We start from the raw sequence: 24682 nt of genomic DNA on the forward strand, positions 1-24682 counted from the left end.
TCAGTAGCGTTTGAACATTTTTTCGGCTTCCTCCCGAACGCGGCAGCGTAAAGACTCCGGCTCCATAACTTCAACGTCTCCGCCCCAGCTAAGGATAAGATGAAGGATCTCTTCCGGTGCCCGAACGCGCAGGTGTACCCAGAGATCTCCCTCGCGCTCCTCGGCGGATTCCATATAGAAGCTGCCGGTCTCGGCGATTTTGTCGGCAATCTCGGGGTTGGCCCGAATCCAGATATGCTCATTGCGGTCATCCTGCGGACGGTAACGGCTCAGGTTGAACCCATGCGGCATGGCAAACGGCGCGTCGAGCACGACAAGCTCCGTCATTCGCGATAACCGGAAATGGCGGATATCCTGGCGCAGCCCGCAATGCCCGATCAGCATCCAATTGCCCTGAGCAAAGACCAATCCGTAAGGGGCTACCTCGCGGATACTCTTCCGGTTGCCGTCCGCTTCCGGCGTTTTTTTCTTATAGGAGAAGCTTATTTTGCGACGCTCCAGGATGGCGCGCCGCACTTGTTCGAGCGTGTCTTTTTCCTTCATGCCGGTTCTGAGCTCTCCGGCGTTCAGGAGCCGCATCGTTTCCCGGACGCGTATCGATTCGCCTCGTACAGTCTCCGGCAGGATAGCTTCGATCTTGCTCTTCGCGGCCTTCGCCGCTCTTCCGTAATCGCCATCGAGCCGCTGCTCGATAAAGTCCGCGCCAAGCAGCAGGGCTACCGCTTCTTCGGCCGAAAATCCGATGGGCGGCAGAAAATAGCCTTCCATCAAGGAGTAGCCATGACCGGGAGCGCCAAAGATGGGAATGCCCATCTCGCTCAAGGCTTGGATGTCCCGATAGATGGTCCGCACGCTTGTCTCGAACAAGGCGGCCAAATCCTCCGCTCGCACGACCTTGCTCCGCTGCAGCTCAAGCATGATGGCAAGCTGCCGATCGGTTTTGTTCATTTTTGCTTCCTCCGGTACACTATTGAATTCCCGCAACGCCAAAGGTGCTGTTTATTACTCTTTTATAATGATCCCACTCAAAGTAAAAAGGGCCGATATCAATCTTCTTCATGGCAGGCTCAAGGAGGAAATCCTTCCAGGTGACCACCTTGTTTTCTCTATCCACTTTTACGGATATGTACCCGCACTCTTCATCGCCACACCACGAGCATACCATAAGGGGATACCTGTACCACATGGTTTCATGCGGCTTGCGAAGCAGGAAATAATCAATCATTTCACTCTGACATTCCTGACTCATCCAGCCGAGGGAAGGGACCTTATCATAGATTTTCAGCATCTGATAAAGCGATCTTCCGTCGATAAGGAGATCCGCAAATCGAGTATTCTTTTCCCCTTCAGCAATTGGCCCGAAATCTGCGCGGCTTGCTGGCTTCATCTCTAAGTTATTGATTGTTTTCATCGCAGCTCCTTGGCGGTGTATCTCCTATTTCCTCTAATTTTAATAGATGCGGGTCATCATCCTCAACAAAAAAGCGGGGCAGGAGCTGCAATTGCTTGAGAGGTTGCCTTGAACGCCAATATGAAGAACTAGTGAGCAATGACGGGAGGCTACGTTGGAGTTAGTCCAGTAAATGGGCGGGCAAACGTACAGAAGGCTCAGCCACGTTGGATTTTATCCAATGGAATGAGTGGTGATGAGCTAGTTTGAGACTAGAATGATGAGGGCCGCTGTATGAAATCCAACGTAGGTTAAGAAGCTCGCGGGAATGAGGCGTTTATGCTGGACAGAATCCAACGTAGGCAATGAGAGAGCTATGATGAGCATGAAGCAGCAACAGCCTCAGGCTTATAAACGTCCAAGCTGATATGGCTTAGGTTCGCATAGCTAGACCTCGTTATCTTTGTCATTCTGCTGCTCCCTTTTCAGTTGCCTATAACGGATAACCCCAGCGGGCAAATTCAAAGCTCCCATCAAGAAGCAGCTTATATAGGGCACTAATTTAGGAAACGTAAAGTAATCGGGTTGGCCATTGCCAACGGGTCCTATTTTCGGCTGATGCATATCCCAATACATAAACAGCAAGAAGATCACCGGCATGATAAGGCATAGAATGCTTACCGTGATCTGTATGATGGACCTAGTCATGAATAGTTGCCTCCTGCGCATCGGATTCGTTCATCTGTATATTATTCGTCCCCATAGAAAAGTTTCCTTTTTATGTAAAGTGAACTCTCTCTGCCTCAAAATGAAGAAAAACTTTCATAACGTGAAAAATAATAGTTTTTTACTAAAAATCCACATGAGGATAACATGACTCTTACAATTCGGATCTATGATCTAACTCGAGAGACAAACAAAGATGAGGACTTGGAGAGAGCCCATCTATTAGGAGGAAATTATCCTTATGTTCATTTCGAAGAAAAAGCCAGCTCTGGTGATGATGACACTGGTGTCGGCAATGGCCATTATGTCCGCATGCGGAGACAACAAGAGCTCGAATACACTCTCGAACGCCGTACCATCCAACACGGAAGCAAGCTCCAATGCAAACGCATCGGCGCCAGCCGCAGAACAATCTACTGCTCCGGCAGCAGAGTCGGTTGACGAGCTGTACGCGAAAGCGAAGGAGGAAGGCAAAGTCGTTGTCTACTCGACCTCCGGCCGCGCGAACGATGCAGCGGAGACTTTCATGAAGCAATATCCCGGAATTAAGGTGGAAGTGAGTAAGGTTAAATCCGACGAGATGATGGATAAAGTGACGAAGGAGCAGGACGCGGGCCAGTTCAACCCGGATGTCATTATTACGAAGGAAGTCAGCGGAGCGGTGGAGGAAGAGATGGTCATGCAGGGCCGTTACCTCAAATACCTCCCGGAGGATATCGCGCCGATGGTCGACGAGCCTTACCGCACGCAGGCGGAAGCTTATGCGAACTACGTGGAGTTCAGGACTCTTTTCTATAACAAATCTACATATGCCGAGGCGCCCGTGACGAACTGGTGGGATCTGACGACTCCGGAGTTCAAAGGCAAGGTATACACGGCTGATCCGCTCAGCTCCCCGGCGTTCATGGACCTGTTCACGACGATGGTCATCAACAGCGACGACATGGCGGCGGCTTACAAGGAGAAGTTCGGCGAAGAAATTAAACTGAACGGGACGGAAAATGCCGGCTACGAGTTCATCCAGGAGCTGTTCGATAACGGTCTGATCGTGCTGAAGGGCAGTGACGACGTGCTGGATGCCATCGGCAAAACAAAAAGCGACGCCCTTGGCCTTGCCGTATCGGGCGACGTATCGAAGAACGAAGAGAACGGCTGGACGATCGCGCCGATCTACGATATCAAACCAAAGACGTCCGTTCCGGATTCCGGTTACTTCTTCATCGCGAACAAAGCGCCTCATGAGGCTGCGGCGAAGCTGTTCCTCCGCTGGATGATGGGCGAGAAGGACGGCACGGGCGAAGGCCTTGCTCCGTTCAACGAAGTAGGCTCGTGGGTACCGCGTTCGGACGTGAAGACGAAGAACGATATTTCCTTTGAGGAGCTGAACCTGTGGCTGTTCGACGGCGACAAGCTGTACAACACGGCTCCGAAGGTGCGCGATTTCTGGATTAAACAAAAATAAAGCAAGGTGGAGAGAGAATTGGCGAACAAACCGGCGGTGACCGTGAAGCGGCCGCGGCTCCATAACCAGACCTTGAACTGGCTGACGAATCCCGTTCATCTGATCGGGCTTGCAGCCCTTCTCTTTTTGGCCTACACGATTGTATGGCCCGTTCTGAAGATTCTATACACAACCTTCCTATGGAGACAGCAGGACGTAAGGCTGACGGGAGAGGCGGATCCGGGGCATTTCACGCTGTATCACTGGACCCGGGTGCTGGCGAGCGACATGAGCATGAGCCTGTTCTACAAGCCTATTCTGAATTCGCTTGGCGTTGGCTTCGCCGTGTCGGCCTTGTCCATGCTGCTCGGCTGCGGGCTGGCGTGGCTCGTCGTGCGGACGAATATCCCCTGGAAGAAGACGATCTCCTTCCTGGCCGTTATTCCGTACCTGCTGCCCTCCTGGATCCTGTCGCAAGCTTGGCTGACCTTCTTCAAAAATGGCAAAATCGGAGGGACGCCCGGCATTATGCAGGCTTTGCTCCATGTATCGCCGCCCGACTGGCTGTCTTACGGCTTCGTGCCGATCGTCTTCTCCCTGTCGATTCACGACAGCGTGTTCTTCTTCCTGATCGTTGGGGCGGCGTTAAGCTCCATGAACAGTCAGCTGGAGGAAGCGGCAAGCGTGTCGGGCGCCAAAAGGCTGACCGTGCTGCGGCGGATCGTCTTCCCGCTGGTGCTGCCGTCGATCTTGTCCGGCTTTATCCTAATCTTCACCAAAGCCATCAGCTCCTACGGGGTTCCGGCATTGCTCGGTACGCCCGTGAACTTCTATATGATCTCAACGATGCTGTACTCCAGCATGCGATCCCGCCTGACGACCGAAGCGAACGTGCTTAGCCTGACGCTTATGATCATCTCGATGGTGACGATTTATCTGAACCAGCGGGTGGTTGGGCGGCGTCGCAGCTTCGTAACGGTGACGGGCAAGGACAGCGCAAGAACGTTAACCTCCCTTGGACGCTGGAGATATCCGGCGGCGGGCATGGCAACGGCGGGGATGATTATCATCTCCGTGGTGCCTCTGCTGGTGCTGCTGCTCCAGTCGTTCATGCTGAAGGAAGGCGAGTATTCGCTGAGCAACTTGACGATGCATTACTGGTGGGGCGGCTCGGATCCGGACATTAACACCGGCGAGAAGGGCGTCTTCCAAAATCCTATTTTCATGCTGGCCCTGAAAAACTCGCTCTACATCGCGGGCGTTTCCTCCGTCATCGCCGCTGTCATCGGTCTTATCTTGGGCTATGTGGTAGCGCGGGGCAGACAATCCTGGCTGGGGCGTGCGGTGGATCAAGTATCCTTCCTGCCGTATCTCATTCCCGGCATCTCGCTTGCCGCGATCTATATCTCGATGTTCGCAAAGCCAACCTTCATTATCCCGGCCTTGTACGGGACGATTACGCTGCTCATTCTGATCACCGTCGTTAAGGAGCTGCCGTTCACCGTAAAAGCGGGCAGCGCCTCCATGATGCAGATCGGACGGGAGCTGGAGGAAGCGGCTCAGATCAGCGGAGCTCCCTGGTTCACGCGGTTCCGAAGGATTTTGCTGCCGCTTAATCGCAAGAGCTTAATGTCGGCTTTCCTGCTCGTATTCATCGGGGCTATGAAAGAGATGGAGCTTATCATCCTGCTTATCACCCCTCGGACGGAGACGCTGACGACCATTACGTTCTATTATGCCGAGAAGGGCTATGAGCAGCTGATGAACGTCATTCTGATGATCATTATCGCGATCGTGATGACGGTATATTTCCTTGCGGTGAAGTTCGGCAAAGCCGACCTGACGCAGGGGATAGGAGGACAATAAACATGCATGCAATTAAGCTGCAGGGCATCCGCGTATCGCTGGATGGGAAGCAGGTTCTTAACGATATTAATCTCACCATTAAACAGGGAGATTTCATGACCTTCCTCGGGCCGTCCGGCTGCGGCAAAACAACGCTGCTCCGCACCATCGCCGGACTCCAGCAGGCGGAAGCCGGTACGATCACGATCAGCGGACGCGAAGTGGCGAACGGGGAGACGTCGTTCCATATGGAGCCGTCGAAGCGGAGGCTAAGCCTTGTTTTCCAAAGCTATGCCTTATGGCCGCATATGACCGTATTCGATAATGTCGCCTTTGGCCTGCAGGTACGCAAGCTGGGGAAGGCGGAGATCAGGGAGAAGGTTGGAGCGGCCTTAGATAAAATGCGCATCGCCGAGCTGGCCGCCCGTTACCCAAGCGAGCTGTCCGGCGGCCAGCAGCAGCGCGTCGCCATCGCCCGGGCGATTGTCACCGAACCGGATATTTTGCTGCTGGATGAACCGCTGTCGAATCTCGATGCCAAGCTGCGCGTCGAGATGCGCGCCGAGTTGAAGCGGCTCCATCAGGAGCTGAACACGACGGTCATCTACGTAACCCATGACCAGCATGAAGCGATGACGCTGTCGACGCAGGTTGCTGTCTTCTTCGGAGGGCAGATCGTGCAGCTAGATAAGCCGCGTCAGCTCTACAAGCATCCGCAGACGCTGCAGGTATCCGAATTTATCGGCAATACAGGGATGCAGATGAACCGGCTCGATGCTATCGTTCGTACAGATGATGAGGGGCTTGCATGGCTGGACACGCCGGTTGCGCTGTTGCCGCTAACCGCGGGTGAAGGGCTGAAGGATGGGCTGGAGGTTGTGCTTACCGTTAGACCGGAGGATATCCGGCTGCATGAGAGCAAGCGGCCGGGCAGCGTGGCCGTCAGCGTTACGGCTGTGTTCCCAAGTGGTGCCGAGACCTATGTCCAGCTGGATGCGGGAGGGCATCAGCTGATGGCCCGCGTCATCGGGGAATCCGAATACGAGCCGGGAACAACCTTGTTCGCCGTGCTGCGCGAGGATCAGATGAATGCTTATGACAAGAACACAGGTATCCGTATGGAATTGAAATATGCAAGACACAACAATGAACCGGGGGAATCCGCACATGAAGATCGACTTTCATATTCACGTTAAGCTTTCCAAGAAGACTAATTTCGAGATCGAGCATTTCAACTCCATGATTAATGAGGCAAAATCGCACGGACTTAACGCCATTACGCTGACCGAGCATTTTAACACGCACCGCTTCGAGGACGTATACGGTACGCTCGACCAACTCTACCCTTGCAACAACCACTACTACAATGTCGACGGCTTCAAGCTGTTCACGGGCATGGAAGTAGACGTAGCCGAAGGCGGCCACATCCTCGTCAGCGGTCCGAAGGATAAGCTGCTTGAAGTACATGCGGTGCTGAAGGAGCAGCATCTGACAGCGGATCGTTTTATCGGGTTGGAGTGTCTGTTCGAGCTCTGTCATCCGCGTGGTCTGATGGTCATCGGCGGACATCCGTTCCGCGAGTCCAACCATCTGTACCATATCGACAAGGAGCTACTGAAGCGGTTCGATGCGTTCGACCTGAACGGCAAAGACCTGCATGAGATCGGCATTCAGGAAAATATCGCGAAGGTGCTGACGCTGGGCGAAGAGCTTGATGTACCGGTCATCGCGGGAAGCGACGCGCATCAAATGTTCCAGGTGGGCTGCGTATACAACGAGTTCGCGGGGGACTTCGAGACCGTAGCCGAGCTGAAGGCAGCTATTCGTTCCAGAGCGTACAAGCGCGTCATCTCGCCTAGCCTCAATCTGCAGGTGCGCGCGGCGAATTACGTGAAGAAGCTGCTGAAGAAGAAAGTCGAAGTCGTCGTTTAATTCGGCGCGGGAACGGGGGAGAAAGCAGTGGCTATGATGTTATTTGATGAGGCCAAGCTGACGCGCGGCCATCAGCGGATCGCGGATTATATCAGCAAGAACATGGACGACATTCCGTTCATGGTAGAGGAGACGATCGCGGCGGCATGCGGAGTAAGCATCTCCACCGTCTCGCGCTTCTGGGCGGAGGTAGGCTCGAAGAACCTGAAGGAATTCAAGCAGCGCGTCAAGGACGAGGCGCTGCTTTCTCCTGCCCGGAAGCTGCAGTCTGCCTTTGACAAAGTAAGCGGTGAGAGTGGGGCAAGCGTGAGCGTGCTGGGATCTGTCGATTACCTCCAGCAGTCGGTCGATCGCCTTGATCAGGCGTCGTTCGACGCGGCAGTTGGCCTGCTCGCTAATGCGGGTACTGTTCATATCTACGGGCCCGGCTCCGCGGAATGTTTAACCGCGTTAATGGATTTTCGGCTGTCTCGCTTCGGCGCCGACGTCCGTCGCTTGGATCGCGGCGGCCACGAGCTGTTCGAGAGCATGGTGCCGATCAAGCCGCAGGACGTCATCGTCATCTTCGGCTTCGTCTCCGAATCCCCGGAGATGGCCGTTTTATTGGACTTCGCGCATGAGCGCGGCTGCCGCACGCTGCTCATCACCGACCTCGCCGTCAGCCCCATGCTCGCCAAAGCCGACATCTCCCTCTTCACCGCCCGCGGCCAGCTCTGGGAGTTCCACTCGATGGTGGCCCCGATCGCCGTCATCGAGGCGCTGATCGTCGCGGTGGGAAAAGAGAGGGAGCAAGCTGCGCTTGCGGGGAGCGAGGAGCTGCATCGGTTGAGGCGGAAGTATGCGAAATTGTTGCCGAAGCGGGTTTGAGGAGAAATTCTTAAACTGAGAATAGCTTGGAAGGTGAGTTCTGAGGTTAAACGAAAAGTATTCATTTATTAAAACAGAATTAAGTATTTATTACAAAAGGAGCCTAAGTATATGGGGCTCCTTTTGTTGGTTGCCTCCCCTTATATTACGAAGTATGATATTTGAAAAGATGCCTATAGGAGGAAATATGAAAAAGAACATAAACGTTGTTGGAGCGGTCATTGTACAAGATGGTCGGATCTTATGTGCACAAAGGGGAGAGAATTCTTCATTGGCTCTGAAGTGGGAATTTCCTGGAGGTAAAATAGAAGCCGGTGAAACGCCACAAGAGGCTCTTCGCAGAGAGATCTTTGAGGAGATGAATTGTACTGTCGAAATTGGTAAGCAGGTCGAATACACGGCTCATGAATATGATTTTGGTATAGTCCATTTAACGACATTCTATTGTAAACTCATTGCAGGTACTCCAACTCTGACTGAGCATGCAAGCATTGAGTGGCTTCATGTTGCTGAGTTAGATTCTCTAGATTGGGCTCCTGCGGACATTCCAGCGATTAATAAAATTATGGACCAACCCTTGCCGTTCTAACAACTATTGATGAGGTGTAATTTGTGAGCCAAGAAAGTATTATTCTACAGTCTTATGTTTACGAACAAGTATTACCTCAACTTGAAGGAGTGGTTTCAAGATACTCTCCAAAGCTCCTAATTAACAATCCAAGAACACGCGAGAATGTTCTGAATGAAATCATTCAAGAACTTAACGCATGTAAGTCTTTTATGATAATCGTAGCATTTGTCACAGAAAGTGGACTGGCTACATTAAAGACACAGCTTTTTGATTTGAAGCGAAGAGGAATAAAAGGGAAACTACTTACTTCGACATATCTAAACTTTAACCATCCAAAAGTTTTTCGTGAGTTATTAAAGATTGAAAACTTAGAAGTGAGGCTCTCTGATCTAGAGGGCTTTCATTCCAAAGGTTATATTTTTGATGCCCACGAAGATTTTGCTTTAATTATTGGAAGTACTAATTTAACGGCTAATGCATTGAAAGTAAACTACGAATGGAACGTGAAGCTCCGTTTACTGCCAACAGAATATTTTATTAAACAAATACGTAATCAGTTTGAGTCAGTATGGCAAAATTCAGTTGCTTTGACCGAGGAATGGATCAAAGGGTATGAGGTATCCTATGTTCAATATGCTGCAAAACAGGTTGTTCAGGAAGAGTTGGCATTAGTTAAACAACGATTTGAAGCTAGCAGTGTTCTGACAGCTAAAATTGAACCTAATAAAATGCAAACCTCTGCTTTAAATAACATCAAAATACTACGTGAACAAGGACAACAAAAGGGCCTTATTATCTCTGCGACGGGTACCGGTAAGACATTCCTAGCTGCCTTTGATGTGAGAAGCTATAAGCCTAAGCGGATATTGTTTATTGCACATCGTGAACAAATTTTGATAAAGTCGAAGTCTGATTTTATTAAGGTTGTAGGTGGTGACGAGTCTGACTACGGGTTATTATCTGGATCTAACAAAGATCTTGATACTAAGCATCTATTCTCCACGATTCAGACTATCTCGAAGTCGGACGTACTTTCGCAGTTTAGTCCAGATGAGTTTGACTATATTCTAATTGATGAAGTACATAAAGCGGGAGCAAGCTCATATCAAAAGGTCATTGACTATTTTAAACCGAAGTTTCTCATGGGTATGACTGCAACGCCGGAACGAACAGATGAGTTTAACATCTATCAATTATTTGACTACAATGTTGCTTATGAGATAAGACTTCAGGCTGCCTTAGAAGAGGATATGCTATGTCCATTCAATTATTTTGGTGTAACAGATTTTGAAAAGGATGGCGAAATGGTTGATGACACAACAGTTTTAGCCAAGTTAGTAACGAATGAACGAGTTGACCATATTATCGAGAAAATCGAATATTACGGGTACTCGGGTACACAAGTACGAGGTCTAATGTTTGTTAGTCGTAAAGAGGAAGCGATTGACCTTTCTTTTTTACTGAACGACCGAGGTTACCGTACGGTAGCATTAACAGGTGACGATAGTATCGAGCATCGGGAAAGGCAGATTAAAGCACTTGAACAAGGTGAATTAGAATATATCATTACAGTAGATATTTTTAATGAGGGTATTGATATCCCGTCAGTCAATCAAGTTGTCATGCTACGACAAACACAATCTAGCATTATCTTTATTCAGCAGCTTGGTCGAGGCTTGCGGAAGCACAACTCTAAAGAGTTCGTTACGATTATTGATTTTATTGGAAACTATAAAAACAATTATCTCATTCCTATCGCTCTATCTGGTGATAAATCTCTTAATAAAGATAATATTCGGCGGCATATGAAGGATTCGAGTTACATCCAAGGGGTATCTACTATTAATTTTGAGGAAGTCGCCAAATCACTAATTTATAAATCAATTTCAAATAATAATTTGACGGAGTTCAAAAAACTCAGGGATGAATTTGTTGAGTTGAAAAATCGTTTGGGACGAAGACCATACCTTTATGATTTCGTAATGAATAATTCTATAGATCCTGAGGTTATTGTGAAGAACCACGAAAACTATCAAAAATTTTTAGAGCGTTTAAAAGAGGATGTTCCTAGTCTTACAGACTATGAATGTAAAGTGCTTACAATGATTTCTAATGAATTAATGAACGGCAAACGCCATCATGAAATTATTCTTTTAGAGCTACTACTCGAACGAGGTGTAATTTCTAAAGAAGAGTTTACACTTCAACTTCAAACTGAAGGATGTCGAGTTGATCAAGCAACACTTTCATCTGTCCGCAATGTAATGGAGTTATCATTTTTCGTGCAGGCTAATCAGGCTAAATACGGGGGACACCCAATTTGTAATTATAATTTAGATGGTAGCATCTACTTTTCAGAAACTCTAAGAAATAGGTTGATAGTAAATGAACATTTTAAAGAGATGTTTGTAGACGTTATTCGAGTAGCAAGAGAGAAAGCGACTGACTATAATCCTTTAAAACCGTTGACACTACACCGTAAGTATACCCGTAAGGAAGTATGTAAGTTGCTTAACTGGGAAAATGATGAGAGTAGCACTGTATACGGATATAAGACCAAACATCAAACCTGTCCAATTTTTGTGACTTACCATAAGCATGAGGAAGTAGAGTCAAGCATTGACTATAGTGATGAATTGCTAGACCCAACCACCTTCAAGTGGTTTACTAGAAGCAACCGTACTCTACAGTCAGATGAGGTTCAAAAAATTATTGAAGCAAAGCGAAATAATATTGATATTCATATTTTAGTTAAGAAAGATGATGATGAAGGTAGCGATTTCTATTATTTAGGTCAAGCAACTCCTGATATGGCTACCGTTCATCAAACAACAATGGCTGGTAAAAAAGAAGGCGAAACATTACCGGTTGTTTGTATGAACATGTTATTGGAGCATGCAGTGGATAATAAGTTATATCAATATTTAAAGTCTAGTGGTGTTTAATGTTGTTCGTAATCATGCTGGAAGTAGGGAAGCCGCATGGAGGTTAATGAGCTTAAACAAAGAATCGCGAACCTGTCCATCTGGAAAAAGAACGGACAACGTGCTCCGCATAAGCCATTGTTAATCCTATTAAGCTTAGCTCAGTTACAACAGCAGAATACCGCTTTACCTTACGAGATGGTGAGAGAGAAGCTGAAAAAGCTACTTATTGAGTTTGGCCCGGCAAGGAAGTCCTATCATCCAGAGGAGCCTTTTGTCAGGCTTTCTACCGACGGGATATGGGAGCTTAGTCAGCCCGTGGATAAGAAGAACTTCTCGGACAAGCTACTGTTGACGGAGCATATCTCCGGTGGTTTTAACAACGAGGTGCTTGAGCTGCTTCGCAGCGATCGCTCCCTTATTCAGGAGCTGGCGGAGATCCTGCTAACGGAGCATTTTCCGGATAGTATTCACCAGGATATTCTAGACGAAATTGGGCTCGACTTCTCCATGAAGCGTAAAAGGCCCCGTGATCCGAACTTCAGAGATCGCATTCTGAAGGCTTACGAATATAGCTGCGCGGTGTGCGGTTTTAATGTCCGGCTGGGTAACAATCTAGTCGCCATAGATGCTGCCCATATCCAGTGGCACCAAGCTGGCGGGCCAGACAAAGAGGATAACGGAATCGCGTTATGCTCCTTGCATCATAAGCTGTTCGACCGCGGCGTATTCACGATTACCGAGGAGCGGGAGCTGCTTGTTGCGGAACAAGCTCATGGCACCAACGGCTTTAATGAGTGGCTCATGAGATACCATGGCCATAAGGTGCGCGAGCCGATTAACCCGGACTATATGCCGAAGGATAACTTTGTTCATTGGCATTTCCGAGAGGTGTTTAGAGGCCCGGCGAGGTATAAGGTGTAGGAAAATTAAATCCAAAAAAAACTCAACCAATAGAGATTTTGTGGTTGAGTTTTTTATTGTTCATCTTTACCGTTAAGAAAAAAGTGGGAAATTATCAATGTGTTTGTCACAAAATAATGAGCTCGCGTGTTACAACTTATATGAGGCCTCGGGAAGCTTAAGAGTGGAGGGTATATGAATCAGAGCATGCGCAGCAAAACCGCTGATATCGAGCTATGGATACGGCTTGTCAAAGAAGGAAATAAGGATGCTTATCAGCATGTAATTGAATTCTATCAGTTGCCTTTATATCGATATGTTTATCAGTTGCTACACGATCGGGAGGAATCAGAGGACGCCGTTCAAGATGTATTTTTACAAGTGTTCAGGAATATGGACAAGTATTCGCGGCAGATCTCCTTTACCTCATGGTTGTATAAGATTGCCTATCATCATTGCTTAAACTTAATTCGCAAGCGAAACGGCTTATTGTCGAGATTGCATCTGTTCCGACGAGAGGCAGTTACAACCGATTATGATTCTTCATTGAGAGTAGATGAAATATTACGAGGCTTATCGCTGGAAGAAAAACAGATTGTGCTTTTGCGAGTCGTAGAAGAACTGACTTTTGAAGAAATATCTCTAATCCTCGATTGCAAGGCGGCGACAGTGCGAAAGCGTTATGAGCGCACGAGAGTTAAAATGCAACGAAATTATGTAAATGAGGAGGGGAAAAGCAATGGAAAAGAACCTTGGGCATCCATTTCAACAGAAAGATAATTATACGGACGAGCTCACTGCTGCGTATTACAACATACCAATTCCAATGCGTTCGAGTAGTAATGTTGCAGCAGAGGTAATAAGCCGATTGTTAGAAGAGAATGAAAGCTTTAGTAATCATAGAAATCTGTCTTACAGCGTAATAAAGAGAAGCTTGTTTACCCGTGTGGCTGTAATGCTCTGTCTATTTCTGCTGGTTGGAGGAACTTGCTACGCTGCTTATTCTGGATATATGCTTCCGCTACGTGATAAGTTAGGTCATACAACTCTTCAAGTGGCTCCAACGGATATACCCTCTACTCCTATTGAGGAGATACAAATACTAAATCGTGTGCGTGACGGGCTTAAGGACGGGGAGCAAGCGGTTGTATATATTGGACAAACAGCAATACTCGAAGAAAATGGTAAAGTGTTGCCGCAGAAAGGCTCTCACTATACTATTGTCGTAAAACCTCTTGAGTTTGATACTCCCGAACATATGAATGATTATTTGTTAGGGCGTGGAATTACAATTAGTCTGCCGCTATCTAATTGGAAGGGGTGGAGCCTACGCCGAACGGAACTGCAAAATGATATCTCGAGCAAGAGCTCATATAAACGAAATTGGAACACTACGTATGATGAAGATTCAGGTAAGAAATATATCTATGCGGTAGAACCAAGCGGAACGAAACCCCAATCTCTAAGTTGGTTCTACAACAAGGCTGATGAAGAGATAATACTTACGGTGTCTTTAGATATTCCTGTGTTGCCAACTTTTTATGACAGTCACCCATCCTCTGAATCTATACTCGAAATTAAAGGAGTCGACACCTATTTTTATCGGGATACCAATGGGAGCGAGAAATCGATTCATTGGTCGGAGAAAGTAGCCGAGGGTAATTATCGAAGCTTCTCGGTAACGTCTCATTCAACTGATGAGAATGAGTTGCGTAAGTTCGCTACGGCAGTTATTGCACATAATGATTAACGGACTTATAAGCATGCTGACAGGAGTTATCAATAGTAGTAGATAACATTACAAATTTGAACAAAAAGGAAGTCAAGTAAATCAGATGAACTGATTCACGTGACTTCTTTTTTGTTTCTTGGTATGAGTAATCTGGTATATCTTGTTTAGTTAGTATGTTATTATAGCTATGAAACTCTTTTTTTATGTATACTAACTCACTCAAAATGAAAGCGAATACAAAATCGCACTTATCCTTAATCAGTAGAAGGGGACTACGATCATGGAAAAGATTCATCGATTGCGATGCGAGTATAATCAAAACCCTATTGGCGTACAAACAACCCAGCCTCGCTTCAGCTGGGAACTAGAATCCTCCAAACGCGGGCTACGGCAGACTGCCTATCAAATTATCGTATCCGATAACGAGAGGGATGCGCTTGCCGGGATCGGCACACTATGGGACTCCAAAAAAGTTGATTCTGCGGAAACCTTTCATATTGCGTATGCGGGCAAGCCGCTGGTTAGCTGGCAACGCTGTTACTGGACAGTCAGATGCTGGGATCAGGATGGGGAGCTATACGAGGCGGAAGAAGCCGCTTTTTTTGAGATGGGAATCCTCAGCCCGGAGGAATGGATCGCACAGTGGATAGGAGCAGACGAGACGATTGCATCACCGTTATTTCGAACATCCTTCCACATACATAAAGCAGTTAAACAGGCTTCCTTATCGGTGTCGGGCCTAGGCTACTTCGAGCTGTATATGAACGGCGAACGAGTCGGCGATCACGTTCTTGTTCCGAACTGGACGGATTATGACGAGCGGCAAATTGAAGGGCTGCTCTATCCTTTCGACGATCAAACTTCCAAGCGGGTTAATTATCTTCAATACGCTGTGACGAACAATATCTTGCAAGGCGAGAATGCGATTGGCGTAATGCTCGGGAACGGCTTCTATAATCAGACGGAGAGAACGATTGAAGGGAAAATGCGCTACGGCGCTCCAAAGCTAATTGTGCAGATAGTCCTAACCTACGAGGATGGTACGGTGGACTACATCCGCAGCGATGAGAGCTGGAAATGCAGCTCCGGGCCCATCGTGTTCAATAACGTCTTCTACGGAGAGATCTATGATGCGAGGCTGGAGCAGCCGGGTTGGAATGACCGGGGCTTCGATGATTCGTCCTGGGAACAAGCCCGCTTGGTTCGTTCTCCGAAGGGTCAGCTGACCGCTCAAACGTCTCCACCGGATAAAAAAATAAGCACGCTCGCTCCAATCCCCAGTGCCGATCCTAAGTCCAATACCTACATCTTCGATTTTGGCCAAAACTTCTCGGGCTGGGTGCGCATTCGCATGCAAGGAAATGCCGGGCAGCAGGTTACGCTGAAGTTTGCGGAAAATCTCAGCGCAGATGGCGCGCTTGATACGTTAAACTGCGGAGGAGACAGCCAAGTTCAGAAGGATACTTACATCATGAAGGGTCAGGGGATAGAGCAATACGAGCCCAGATTTGTCTGGCATGGTTTTCGTTACGTGGAGGTCACCGGGTATCCCGGAGTACCGGAGCTAACGGATCTTGAAGGGATTGTGGTTCATACTTCTGTGGAATCCGCAGGCCATTTTTCTTGTTCTGAACCGTTGTTGAACCAGATGCAAAACGCTTATCGCTGGTCGCAGCTTACGAATATGCATGGCGGCGTGCCAAGCGACTGCCCGCATCGCGAGCGGCTCGGATACACGGGGGACGGACATTTAACGGCCGAAGCGGCCGGTTATAACTTTGATATGGCAGCTTTCTACACGAAGTGGATCGAAGACATCAGCGATTCGCAAAACAAACAGACGGGCTTTGTTCCCCATACGGCTCCGTTCAACGGGGGTGGAGGCGGAGTAGCTTGGGGATCCGCTTATATTATCATGCCTTGGATGATGTATCGTACTTATGGAGATCAGCGTCTGCTCGCTGAACATTATGAAGGCATGAAAAGCTGGATCGGTTATTTGAGTACGCGCAATCGGGGCGGTTATCTGGTTGAATACGAGGAGGAGGGCAGCTGGTTTCTGGGGGACTGGTGTATCCCCGGGCAAAATGATCTTCCTCCTCAACTCGTGAGCACGTTCTATTATGCTTTTACGGTGAACATCATGTCCAGAATCGCCGGGGTACTTGGTTACGAAAAGGATCGTGAGCAGTATGCGGAGCTATATGATCGCATATGCCAAACGTTTAACGAGGCCTTCTTCAATGCTGAAACTGCCACTTACTCCATAGGGCGGCAAGGCGCGGATCTGTTCCCGCTGGTTCTGGGCTGCGTTCCCGAAGGTTACGAGGATCAAGTGTGGGAACGGGTTTTGAAGCACTACCGGGAAGATCTGAACGGACATTTGGATACCGGCATATTCGGGACATCCTTCCTGTTCGACCTGCTGAGTGACCGCGGGGAGACGGACTTAGCATTGGGAATGGTGACGACAAGAGATTATCCAGGCTACGGATACATGATCGCAAACGGTGCCACCACCTTATGGGAATCATGGGACGGACACGACTCCCATAATCATCCGATGTTCGGAAGTGTCAGCGCCTGGTTCTACAAGCATCTGGCCGGATTAGCTCCTCACCCGGATACGGTTGCCTTCGGGCAAGCTGTCTTCAGACCATTTCGCGCGGAAGGGCTAAGCCATGCCTCTGCTTCCGTTCATACCATTCGAGGGCAGTATGCCGCTCGTTGGTCCACGGAGAGCAGCGGCAGCTGGGAATGCGAGATTCGGATACCGCCAAACTGCACGGCGGAAGTCCATTTTCCATTACAAAGCCGTAATTCTCTTATTTTATCCATCTTCGAGCAAGGCTGTAATCAGACTATATGGCCAAGTTCCGACCTGGAGCAAGCAGCCAAATCGCTTCGTGTAAAAAAGGAAACGAACGATCTTGTTGTCGTTCTTGGATCAGGCCATTACGAGTTTCAAGTAACCGTTAAGCCAGAGTAAGTCGGGCCTGAACCAATCCTGTGGTTCAGGCTTTTTTTCCATGGGAACGTTTCTGTTAATCCAATTAATCCCGCCTATAAATAGAGCGGAAAAGTTATAATGCACTTAATGGAAGTCGAACAAAGAAAGCGAAGTGAAAGCCATGCTGAATCAAGCCATGGAGCAAAGCTTAAGCAAGTTAATGACCAAGATCCTTCGGCATACGCCTAGTGCCGGCCGAAGAGAATGAGGAGCAGAGATCATGAATAATTCAATCATAAATATCGGCGTCAACCTGATGCATCGCTCTTTCCACGAGGACCGGGATCTGGTTGTGGCAAGGGCGTTGGAGAATAACGTTACGCCGCTTATCATCACGGGAACAAGCCAGCGCAACAGTGAAGATGCGGTTCGATATGCCGGACGGTATCCCGGGAAGCTGTATTCTACGGCCGGCGTGCATCCGCATGACGCAAAGAATTGTAACGAAGAGACGATAACGAAGCTTCGTGAGCTTGCGGCGCTGCCGCAGGTGGTAGCGGTGGGGGAATGCGGGCTGGACTACAATCGGGATTTCTCGCCGAGGGATGTGCAGCGGAGATGGTTCGAGGAGCAGATTCGCTTAGCGCTTGAGCTGGATATGCCGCTGTTTCTTCATGAACGGGAGGCATCAACGGATTTTATCGGGATGCTGAAGGAGCATAAGGTGAAGAATGCCGTTGTTCATTGCTTTACCGGTTCGTTGCCGGAGCTTAAAGCCTATCTGGACATGGGATGCCATATCGGAATTACGGGCTGGATTTGCGATGAGCGAAGGGGCAAGCAACTACGGGATTTGGTGCGAATCATTCCGCTCGAGCAGCTCATGATTGAGACGGATGCACCGTTCCTAACGCCGCGGGATCTCAAAGAAAAGCCGGCCGATGGACGGAATGAACCTGCACTGCTTCCTCATATTTTGAGGACGGTAGCCGAGTGTATCGGTAAACCGGCGGATGAGGTGGCTAAAGCCACGACTCAGACGGCGAAAGCCTTCTTCCGCATCTAATCACAAAGAAACGAAGCGCCGGGCTTCCCTTGACCGACGCTTCGCTTTATTTCCTTCTAAATTGCTTTGCCCACGCGTTAATAACTTCATCTCTAGTCATGTGCTGTGTCCTTGGCCGCTTGGATGTCTCCCATTGATGAATGGCTTGCTGTTTGGTCTCGTAAGAACGATAATCGCAAATATCCCAGGAACAATACAGCTTCCGATACCATTTGCCGTTTGAAATATCATCCCTGAAGCGGCGTACCGCTTTTGCTGCCTGGCGTTTAGCCCAGCTAGTACCGGGAGTGTGATGATCCATGTTTCTTCTATAGAAAGGTGGTTAACCCTATAAAATATTTCAAGTCCAGCCTCTGGTCCGCCATAAATTCAGATAATCCGGAAGAGCGAAAGCAAGCGAAAGAAGAGTGGAGGAAGAACGACGCACGTTATTGGGCTGAGTATGAGAAATTGGAAGGCAGGCTGAATAAGGAGCTCTTCGCCTTTTTCCATACGTTCAGCTTTCATGATTATGACTTGAAGGAATATAAGCTTGTGCAATCCGAGGTCCATTACGAGAAAATCGTGGATTTGCATATCACGGTATCGAATGCCCAAGACGAATGGACGCTGGTCTATAACAATGTCAGCAGGGTTGGCATCGCTATTGAGCCTCCTGATCAGCTTGATCGCAGTGGCTTCGACGATTGGGGTTACGATGAGCTGCTAATCGTAGACGAGAAGACCCTTTCTCACGAGATCCTCTTCGCCTCGGGAGCCGCATTCCTCATCCATTTTCCAGACAGAGGATTAACGGTGAAGCAGAATTAAATCTCGTATATATCGCCCCTTGAGATTTCTCTTTTTTGCTATACTAAGGTTAACTTCCGATCACTAGGAGGAACCTCATGAACTGCTCCTTTGATTTTCTGTATCATTTTGTCCGGGAGGCGGGCAGCTTCATCGATTTCCATACGCATGCCAGCTATGAGGTGGTCTATTACGTCAGCGGCAGCGGAACGACCCAAATCGGTAAATCCGTCTATGAGTATGCACCCGGAACATTCACGATCATTCCCCCGCACACGAAGCATAATGAATATCGCCATACCAACAGCGAAGTGCTATTCGCCTGCTTCTCTTATGATAACGCCATGTTTACGCTGAATAACGGACTGTATGCCGATCATGACCGCAAGCTGGAGCAGCTGCTTCGGGCGATGCAGGATGAGCTTGGCAGCAAGCGCCATTATTATCATCTCACGCTGCATGGCCTTCTTTGCCAGACGATTGCGGAGATTGGCCGGTTAACGGATAACGCGGACAACAGCGCCGGAACCAATGACAAAGTGAACTATGCTAAGAACTATCTGGAGCAGTATGCCTCGGAATCCGTTGATCTTCAGGCGATTGCCCGCAGTCTGGGGTATAGCTACGACCATTTCCGCCATTTCTTCAAAAGGGAAACCGGCTATTCGCCCAACCAATTCGTGATAAGGAAGCGGGTGGAGAATGCCAAGGCGATGCTCCTTCATTCCGGGAAGTCGATGATGGAGATTGCGCATGATTGCGGGTTCAGCAACGCGCCGCAGTTCAGCATGCTCTTCAGCAAGCATACCGGCTTATCTCCGCGTGCCTTCCGCATGGTTAACCAGATCGTATAAGAATACAGCCGAATTCAGCTAGTTTCGGCGGGCCTCTCTAATTATGATGGGAATAGATTTACGATACTGAAGCCGAGTGGAGTGAATGCCGTGAATTACCCTGTCATTTCCGATGCTTTGCGATTAAGCCGACTTGCGCCTCCTGCGGGCCGGATACATGCCGTACTGGATACCGATACCTTTAACGAGATTGATGATCAGTTCGCCCTTGTCTACGCACTGTTATCGCCGGAGCGGATCCAGCTGGATGCGATCTATGCGGCGCCGTTCTGGAACGAGCTGTCCGAAGGGCCGAAGGACGGCATGGAAAAGAGCTATGAAGAGATCGGGAGAATTCTGAATCGGCTCCGCTGCGAAGAGGACAATGCGGTATTCCGCGGCTCGGACAGTTATCTGCCTGAAGCTGCGACGCCCGTTGACAGTCCCGCAGCCCGGGATCTTGTCCAGAGGGCGCTTGCAGCCTCTGACGAGGAGCCTCTTTACGTGATCGCGATTGGTGCCATAACGAACATTGCATCGGCCATTTTGCTGGAGCCTTCGATTATCGGCAAGATCGTTGTTGTCTGGCTCGGCGGCCATCAGCTGTCCTGGAGAGATACGAAGGAATTTAATCTGGCCCAGGACATTCATGCGTCGCGGATCATGTTCGACAGCGGGGTGCCGCTTGTTCTTGTTCCGTGCCACGGTGTTGCTTCGCATCTGATTACGACGCTGCCGGAGATTAAGCATTTCGTGCAGGGACAAGGAGAGATCGGGGCGTTTCTGGCAGAGCGGTACGAAGGCTGCAGCAGCGATCATTATGGCTATTCCCGCGTTATCTGGGACTTATCCGCAGTCGCTTATCTGGTGGATCCGGCTTTGGTTCCATCCGATCTCGTGCACAGCCCGGTGTTGACCGATCAGGTGACCTGGAGCCTCGACACGCGCCGGCATCTGATCCGATGCGCCAGCGCCGTACATCGCGACGGCATCTTTAAGGATCTCTTCCGCAAGCTGGAGCATGCCGCGGAATCGAAGCTGCAGGAAGCGGGCGCGTGATCGATCGAGACGATCCGTTCGATGTTTGTCCTTCGGGACGGCGATGAATGTACTTTGGCGAGAAGGGAATTATATAGGTTATAGCGCGACAAGAGCGGGGCAATCCCGCTCTATCCATAAGAAATTCAGGTGTCCGGTGAGGCATTTAAAAAAATGTCCAACTTTTTTTCCTAATGGATCCCATTGGAATTAGCTATTTCCATCTAGATGTGGTACAATGGGTTTATACAAAAACGTGACCTGAATTCACATAACGTAGAGGGTTATTTTTTTTAGGGGAAATAATCCTGCACGATATGTGAATTTTTTATTGTTAGCACAAGATAAGAATGTCATGTAAATCATATACAAGGTGGTAATTAGAAATGGAACAAGGTACAGTAAAATGGTTTAACGCAGAAAAAGGTTTCGGCTTCATCGAAGTTGAAGGCGGCAACGACGTATTCGTACACTTCAGCGCTATCCAAGGCGACGGCTTCAAATCCCTGGACGAAGGTCAACGCGTTGAATTCAACATCGTTCAAGGCAACCGTGGCCCACAAGCCGAAAACGTTGTAAAACTGTAAGATCGTCGAAGAACGCCCCGGATCGTAAAGGTTTGGGGCTTTTTTTCATTGACCATTACAGATTCAAGGAAAGAGGGATATGATGTATTCTCGGAAAAAGACGGTTGAAGAACTGCCTACTGAATTAACAGTGGTATGGTCGTGCTCTAGCGAGCAATGCAAGGGATGGATGAGGGATAACTTCTCATTGTCCGAAGCTCCCGTATGCTTCCTATGCCAATCCCCCATGATCAAGGAAGAAAGAATGCTGGCTACCGTAGAGAACACGAGCTACAGCCATCGTAAATAGTACATTCAAGCATCTCCTCACAAGGGAGATGCTTTTTTCATGTCCGAGCCGTTCCTAGTCCCAGCCCCACAACAATTCTGGCTAGCCCATACACCATCAGATATCCCGTGCTGATAATAAAAGTCGGGGACTCCAGCACCGAATGAATCTCCGTCATGTAGACGGTGTTGTCCATAATCGTCCGCGTTGCGGCGGTGGCAATGACGGTAGAGGCCAGGAAGATCGCGATGGCGGCGAGTCCGCCAAGCACGGATTGTCCCATTTTGCTCCGGTAACTGATCCAGCCTACGAGGACCGCCGCTACGGCAAGTCCTAATCCAATAATAAAGCTCATGACATTCACCCCTTAGTTACAGCTTGAGGCAAAAAGGGTAATCTTATGCGATGCAAATTGACAGTATATATGAGAATCGTTATCATATAAGAGGATTAGATACATAGGAATAGGGATGTAGTCTAAGTGGGCTAATAGTCCATGGGAGAAATGAAATGGGGGTCGGGTACGTTGTTCGATTTTTCGATCGTGAAGATGTATTATCATATTTCGCCCGAAGGGGCAGATCATCCGATTTATGAGATTCCGGCAACGGGCTTTTTTGATCCGGCTATCCTGAAAGAGGCGCTACAGCGGAGCGGGGATAGCGTGCAGGCCATCTCGAATGCGCTGCCGGCGTCATTTATCGGAACCACGTTGTGCAAGGTGAGTATCGTTCAGCTGTTGTTCGTCTCGATGTATCATCAGCTGATGGATATGTACCCGGATAATTTGAACTACCAGCTCGAGATGCATGACGATCATGCCCATATCGGTTATAAAATAAAAGAAGTCCGCTCCGTCCCGGTTCCCATGGAGCCTGAAGCGCGCAAAGCTTTCCTGCTTCAGCACTGGGAGGAGTACTTCACGAACTTCATTACGCCCGCGATTGAAGCGATAGCAGCTGCCGGGGATCTGAAGCCGGATGCCATCTGGCAGCAGTTCAGCGGTTATCTGAAGATGACGCAGGATTTCCTTGCGGATCATATGAAGATGCCTCCGCTCACGGAACAGTTCCTCTCAGACGGCAAGCTGCTGGCGGAATTCCTCGACCCTGCCTTGTTCAACCGCAGACGGAACCCGTATTACTTGGCGAAGCCCCGTTATGTCGAGAACCCGTATAAGCCGGAGGAGAAGTGGCTCATGCATTCCTCCTGCTGCATGTATGACCGCCGCGAGAACGGGACCAAATGCTACACGTGCCCACGCATGACCGAAGACGAGCGGGAAGCGAGAAAATGCGAGATCCTCGCAACTGCCGACGCGCACTAATCCATATTCGATAACTGAGAGTATCTCCTTATTGAACATCCCCTGCCTGCTGGCCAGGCGACGGGAAGTTCGAAGGAGGTGCTCTTTTTTGCTATGAGTCAAGTGGACGCCGGGGAACCGGTGGATAAACGTCTTGATGATCCTGGAATTTGCCTTGGTCTTCGACTGCATCCACCCCAGTGGAACGGGAGGGGCGTTAGGCAGGTCAATGTCCAGGATTTTATAGGTCGGATAGCTCTGATAATTTCCGTAGTTGAACGAATAGCTCAGGCCAAGCGTAATCGCAAGCTCCTCGTCCAGCGCCTGGCGTAGGGCTCGATCATTAACGCTTCGTCGATTGCGGGTCTTGGCGGTTCGCCAAGCCATGTGCTGTATGGCGCGAGCAAAGGCGCCGTGCGCACCATGACGAAGGATATCGCAATGGAATTCGCAACGCAGGGCGTACGGGTCAATTCGATTCATCCGGGGTACATTAATACGGCTATGGTTGATTATGCAGCGGCAACAACAAAGCGCGACAAAGCCGAGCTTGGAGAAGCGGTGTCGCCGATGGGCCGGGTAGGTACGGTAGATGAGGTGTCCAATCTGGTTCTGTTCCTGGCATCGGATGAGTCTTCCTATATTACCGGTGCGGAAATGGTGATTAACGGCGGAGCAATGGCTCGATAAGGAATGATCTATATTCTTGCAAAAGGTGGCTGGTAACATGCGTTTCCAAGATAAGGTTGCAATTATAACCGGCGGGGCGAGCGGTATTGGCGAAGCAACGGTACGTCAATTCGCTGCCGAAGGCGCGAAGGTTGTCATTGCGGATTTTTCGGACCGCGGGGCTGCGGTATCCGAAGAGCTAAACAAGCAGGGTCATGATACGTTCTTCGTAAAAACAAACGTAGCAGAAGAAGCCGGCGTGAAAGCCATGGTAGCCGCAACGGTGAAAAAATACGGCCAGCTGGATATTCTGTTCGCGAATGCCGGAATTGGCGGTCAAGGCGTTACGCATGAGCTGGCAGTGAAGGATTGGCAGCGCATGATCGACATTAATCTGACGGGCGTATTCCTCTGCAATAAGTATGTCATTGATCAAATGCTGAAGCAGGGCACTGGCGGAGCGATCGTGAACTGCGGATCGATTCACAGCCATGTCGCCCGCAACACGATCCCGGCCTACTCGGCGGCAAAAGGCGGAGTGAAGCTGCTTACGCAAAGCACGGCGATTGCTTATGCGCAGCAGAACATTCGCGTGAATGCGATTTGCCCGGGCTATATTGATACTCCTCTTATTCAAGGCAGCAGCGAAGAAGCGCGTAAGTATCTCATCAATCTGCATCCGATGGGCCGACTCGGCAAGCCGGAGGAGATTGCGAAATCCGTCCTCTTCCTTGCCAGCGAAGACGCTTCTTTCATTACAGGTACAACGCTGAGCGTTGACGGCGGTTATACGGCGCAATAACGACGTTTTTTTGAATCTGCTCCCCGGGATGGTACAATAGTCC

The 24682-nt window shown here is 49.2% G+C and carries 23 protein-coding genes and 1 pseudogene; 20 read left to right on the forward strand and 4 right to left on the reverse strand.

Annotation, left to right across the window (positions count from 1 at the left end; all coding sequences use genetic code 11):
• The 3 genes from M3194_RS23085 to M3194_RS23095 form a co-directional block, all read right to left on the reverse strand.
• A complete protein-coding gene (locus M3194_RS23085; protein ID WP_251656448.1) occupies window positions 1-948 on the reverse strand; it encodes a helix-turn-helix transcriptional regulator in 948 nt (315 codons plus the stop codon).
• 19 nt (window positions 949-967) lie between these two features.
• Window positions 968-1411: an oxidoreductase gene (locus tag M3194_RS23090; protein WP_251656449.1), complete on the reverse strand. Its 444-nt coding sequence runs from the start codon at window positions 1409-1411 to the stop codon at window positions 968-970.
• A gap of 426 nt (window positions 1412-1837) precedes the next feature.
• The gene (locus M3194_RS23095; protein ID WP_251656450.1) at window positions 1838-2098 is read right to left on the reverse strand and encodes a hypothetical protein; all 261 of its coding nucleotides are present in this window, start codon (window positions 2096-2098) and stop codon (window positions 1838-1840) included.
• 259 nt (window positions 2099-2357) lie between these two features.
• Here M3194_RS23095 and M3194_RS23100 point away from each other — a divergent pair, with 259 nt between their 5' ends.
• The 17 genes from M3194_RS23100 (at window position 2358) to M3194_RS23180 (ending at window position 21883) form a co-directional block, all read left to right on the forward strand.
• Entirely contained in the window at window positions 2358-3578 is a 1221-nt protein-coding gene (locus M3194_RS23100; RefSeq protein WP_251656451.1) for an ABC transporter substrate-binding protein, read from the forward strand.
• 18 nt (window positions 3579-3596) lie between these two features.
• Entirely contained in the window at window positions 3597-5423 is a 1827-nt protein-coding gene (locus tag M3194_RS23105) for an ABC transporter permease (RefSeq protein ID WP_251656452.1), read from the forward strand.
• 2 nt (window positions 5424-5425) lie between these two features.
• The gene (locus M3194_RS23110; protein ID WP_251656453.1) at window positions 5426-6598 is read left to right on the forward strand and encodes an ABC transporter ATP-binding protein; all 1173 of its coding nucleotides are present in this window, start codon (window positions 5426-5428) and stop codon (window positions 6596-6598) included.
• Window positions 6570-7334, forward strand: a complete 765-nt coding sequence (locus M3194_RS23115; RefSeq protein WP_251656454.1) for a PHP-associated domain-containing protein — start codon at window positions 6570-6572, stop codon at window positions 7332-7334. Before M3194_RS23110 ends, M3194_RS23115 begins: the two co-directional genes overlap by 29 nt.
• A 33-nt stretch (window positions 7335-7367) precedes the next feature.
• Window positions 7368-8201, forward strand: a complete 834-nt coding sequence (locus M3194_RS23120) for a MurR/RpiR family transcriptional regulator (protein WP_251656455.1) — start codon at window positions 7368-7370, stop codon at window positions 8199-8201.
• Between the two features lie 187 nt (window positions 8202-8388).
• Entirely contained in the window at window positions 8389-8790 is a 402-nt protein-coding gene (locus tag M3194_RS23125) for a (deoxy)nucleoside triphosphate pyrophosphohydrolase (RefSeq protein ID WP_251656456.1), read from the forward strand.
• 23 nt (window positions 8791-8813) lie between these two features.
• The gene (locus M3194_RS23130) at window positions 8814-11717 is read left to right on the forward strand and encodes a DEAD/DEAH box helicase (RefSeq protein ID WP_397334376.1); all 2904 of its coding nucleotides are present in this window, start codon (window positions 8814-8816) and stop codon (window positions 11715-11717) included.
• Between the two features lie 36 nt (window positions 11718-11753).
• The gene (locus tag M3194_RS23135; RefSeq protein WP_251656457.1) at window positions 11754-12620 is read left to right on the forward strand and encodes a phosphorothioated DNA-binding restriction endonuclease; all 867 of its coding nucleotides are present in this window, start codon (window positions 11754-11756) and stop codon (window positions 12618-12620) included.
• A gap of 174 nt (window positions 12621-12794) precedes the next feature.
• Window positions 12795-13379, forward strand: a complete 585-nt coding sequence (locus M3194_RS23140; protein WP_251656458.1) for an RNA polymerase sigma factor — start codon at window positions 12795-12797, stop codon at window positions 13377-13379.
• Window positions 13339-14349: a hypothetical protein gene (locus M3194_RS23145; RefSeq protein WP_251656459.1), complete on the forward strand. Its 1011-nt coding sequence runs from the start codon at window positions 13339-13341 to the stop codon at window positions 14347-14349. The genes M3194_RS23140 and M3194_RS23145 overlap by 41 nt, the downstream gene beginning before the upstream one ends.
• A 262-nt stretch (window positions 14350-14611) precedes the next feature.
• Window positions 14612-17320 carry an alpha-L-rhamnosidase gene (locus M3194_RS23150; RefSeq protein ID WP_251656460.1) on the forward strand — a complete coding sequence of 903 codons (2709 nt, stop codon included), beginning with the start codon at window positions 14612-14614 and terminating at the stop codon, window positions 17318-17320.
• 241 nt (window positions 17321-17561) lie between these two features.
• Entirely contained in the window at window positions 17562-18347 is a 786-nt protein-coding gene (locus tag M3194_RS23155; protein WP_251656461.1) for a TatD family hydrolase, read from the forward strand.
• Between the two features lie 318 nt (window positions 18348-18665).
• Complete coding sequence (locus M3194_RS23160; protein WP_251656462.1) at window positions 18666-19157, forward strand: hypothetical protein; 492 nt, start codon at window positions 18666-18668, stop codon at window positions 19155-19157.
• Between the two features lie 77 nt (window positions 19158-19234).
• Window positions 19235-19990, forward strand: coding sequence for a helix-turn-helix transcriptional regulator (locus tag M3194_RS23165; RefSeq protein ID WP_251656463.1), 756 nt, complete (start codon window positions 19235-19237; stop codon window positions 19988-19990).
• A gap of 90 nt (window positions 19991-20080) precedes the next feature.
• Window positions 20081-21028 carry a nucleoside hydrolase gene (locus M3194_RS23170; RefSeq protein ID WP_251656464.1) on the forward strand — a complete coding sequence of 316 codons (948 nt, stop codon included), beginning with the start codon at window positions 20081-20083 and terminating at the stop codon, window positions 21026-21028.
• Between the two features lie 365 nt (window positions 21029-21393).
• A complete protein-coding gene (locus M3194_RS23175; protein ID WP_012772304.1) occupies window positions 21394-21594 on the forward strand; it encodes a cold-shock protein in 201 nt (66 codons plus the stop codon).
• A gap of 82 nt (window positions 21595-21676) precedes the next feature.
• Window positions 21677-21883, forward strand: a complete 207-nt coding sequence (locus M3194_RS23180; RefSeq protein ID WP_397334377.1) for a cold-shock protein — start codon at window positions 21677-21679, stop codon at window positions 21881-21883.
• A gap of 37 nt (window positions 21884-21920) precedes the next feature.
• Here the strand turns inward: M3194_RS23180 and M3194_RS23185 are convergent, their stop codons facing one another.
• On the reverse strand, window positions 21921-22217 hold the full coding sequence (locus M3194_RS23185; RefSeq protein WP_251656466.1) for a hypothetical protein: 297 nt from the start codon (window positions 22215-22217) through the stop codon (window positions 21921-21923).
• 141 nt (window positions 22218-22358) lie between these two features.
• Here M3194_RS23185 and M3194_RS23190 point away from each other — a divergent pair, with 141 nt between their 5' ends.
• From M3194_RS23190 to M3194_RS23200, 3 genes and pseudogenes are all read left to right on the forward strand, one after another.
• Window positions 22359-23189, forward strand: a complete 831-nt coding sequence (locus M3194_RS23190; protein WP_251656467.1) for a (2Fe-2S)-binding protein — start codon at window positions 22359-22361, stop codon at window positions 23187-23189.
• Between the two features lie 312 nt (window positions 23190-23501).
• Window positions 23502-23858 (forward strand): annotated as a pseudogene (locus M3194_RS23195) (SDR family NAD(P)-dependent oxidoreductase); the annotation flags it as partial.
• Window positions 23859-23895: 37 nt separating this feature from the next.
• Entirely contained in the window at window positions 23896-24639 is a 744-nt protein-coding gene (locus tag M3194_RS23200; RefSeq protein WP_251656468.1) for an SDR family NAD(P)-dependent oxidoreductase, read from the forward strand.
• Window positions 24640-24682 lie beyond the last annotated feature (43 nt).

Origin of the sequence: Paenibacillus glycanilyticus, from assembly GCF_023715145.1 — a bacterium.
GTDB lineage: Bacteria > Bacillota > Bacilli > Paenibacillales > Paenibacillaceae > Pristimantibacillus > Pristimantibacillus glycanilyticus_A.

Excerpts from the sequence above, each read along its gene's own strand:
- M3194_RS23085 (WP_251656448.1), bottom strand. The coding sequence starts at position 948 with ATGAACAAAACCGATCGGCAGCTTGCCATCATGCTTGAGCTGCAGCGG.
- M3194_RS23090 (WP_251656449.1), bottom strand. The coding sequence starts at position 1,411 with ATGAAAACAATCAATAACTTAGAGATGAAGCCAGCAAGCCGCGCAGAT.
- M3194_RS23095 (WP_251656450.1), bottom strand. The coding sequence starts at position 2,098 with ATGACTAGGTCCATCATACAGATCACGGTAAGCATTCTATGCCTTATC.
- M3194_RS23100 (WP_251656451.1), top strand. The coding sequence starts at position 2,358 with ATGTTCATTTCGAAGAAAAAGCCAGCTCTGGTGATGATGACACTGGTG.
- M3194_RS23110 (WP_251656453.1), top strand. The coding sequence starts at position 5,426 with ATGCATGCAATTAAGCTGCAGGGCATCCGCGTATCGCTGGATGGGAAG.
- M3194_RS23115 (WP_251656454.1), top strand. The coding sequence starts at position 6,570 with ATGAAGATCGACTTTCATATTCACGTTAAGCTTTCCAAGAAGACTAAT.
- M3194_RS23120 (WP_251656455.1), top strand. The coding sequence starts at position 7,368 with ATGATGTTATTTGATGAGGCCAAGCTGACGCGCGGCCATCAGCGGATC.
- M3194_RS23125 (WP_251656456.1), top strand. The coding sequence starts at position 8,389 with ATGAAAAAGAACATAAACGTTGTTGGAGCGGTCATTGTACAAGATGGT.
- M3194_RS23135 (WP_251656457.1), top strand. The coding sequence starts at position 11,754 with ATGGAGGTTAATGAGCTTAAACAAAGAATCGCGAACCTGTCCATCTGG.
- M3194_RS23140 (WP_251656458.1), top strand. The coding sequence starts at position 12,795 with ATGAATCAGAGCATGCGCAGCAAAACCGCTGATATCGAGCTATGGATA.
- M3194_RS23145 (WP_251656459.1), top strand. The coding sequence starts at position 13,339 with ATGGAAAAGAACCTTGGGCATCCATTTCAACAGAAAGATAATTATACG.
- M3194_RS23150 (WP_251656460.1), top strand. The coding sequence starts at position 14,612 with ATGGAAAAGATTCATCGATTGCGATGCGAGTATAATCAAAACCCTATT.
- M3194_RS23155 (WP_251656461.1), top strand. The coding sequence starts at position 17,562 with ATGAATAATTCAATCATAAATATCGGCGTCAACCTGATGCATCGCTCT.
- M3194_RS23165 (WP_251656463.1), top strand. The coding sequence starts at position 19,235 with ATGAACTGCTCCTTTGATTTTCTGTATCATTTTGTCCGGGAGGCGGGC.
- M3194_RS23175 (WP_012772304.1), top strand. The coding sequence starts at position 21,394 with ATGGAACAAGGTACAGTAAAATGGTTTAACGCAGAAAAAGGTTTCGGC.
- M3194_RS23180 (WP_397334377.1), top strand. The coding sequence starts at position 21,677 with ATGTATTCTCGGAAAAAGACGGTTGAAGAACTGCCTACTGAATTAACA.
- M3194_RS23185 (WP_251656466.1), bottom strand. The coding sequence starts at position 22,217 with ATGAGCTTTATTATTGGATTAGGACTTGCCGTAGCGGCGGTCCTCGTA.
- M3194_RS23190 (WP_251656467.1), top strand. The coding sequence starts at position 22,359 with ATGGGAGAAATGAAATGGGGGTCGGGTACGTTGTTCGATTTTTCGATC.
- M3194_RS23200 (WP_251656468.1), top strand. The coding sequence starts at position 23,896 with ATGCGTTTCCAAGATAAGGTTGCAATTATAACCGGCGGGGCGAGCGGT.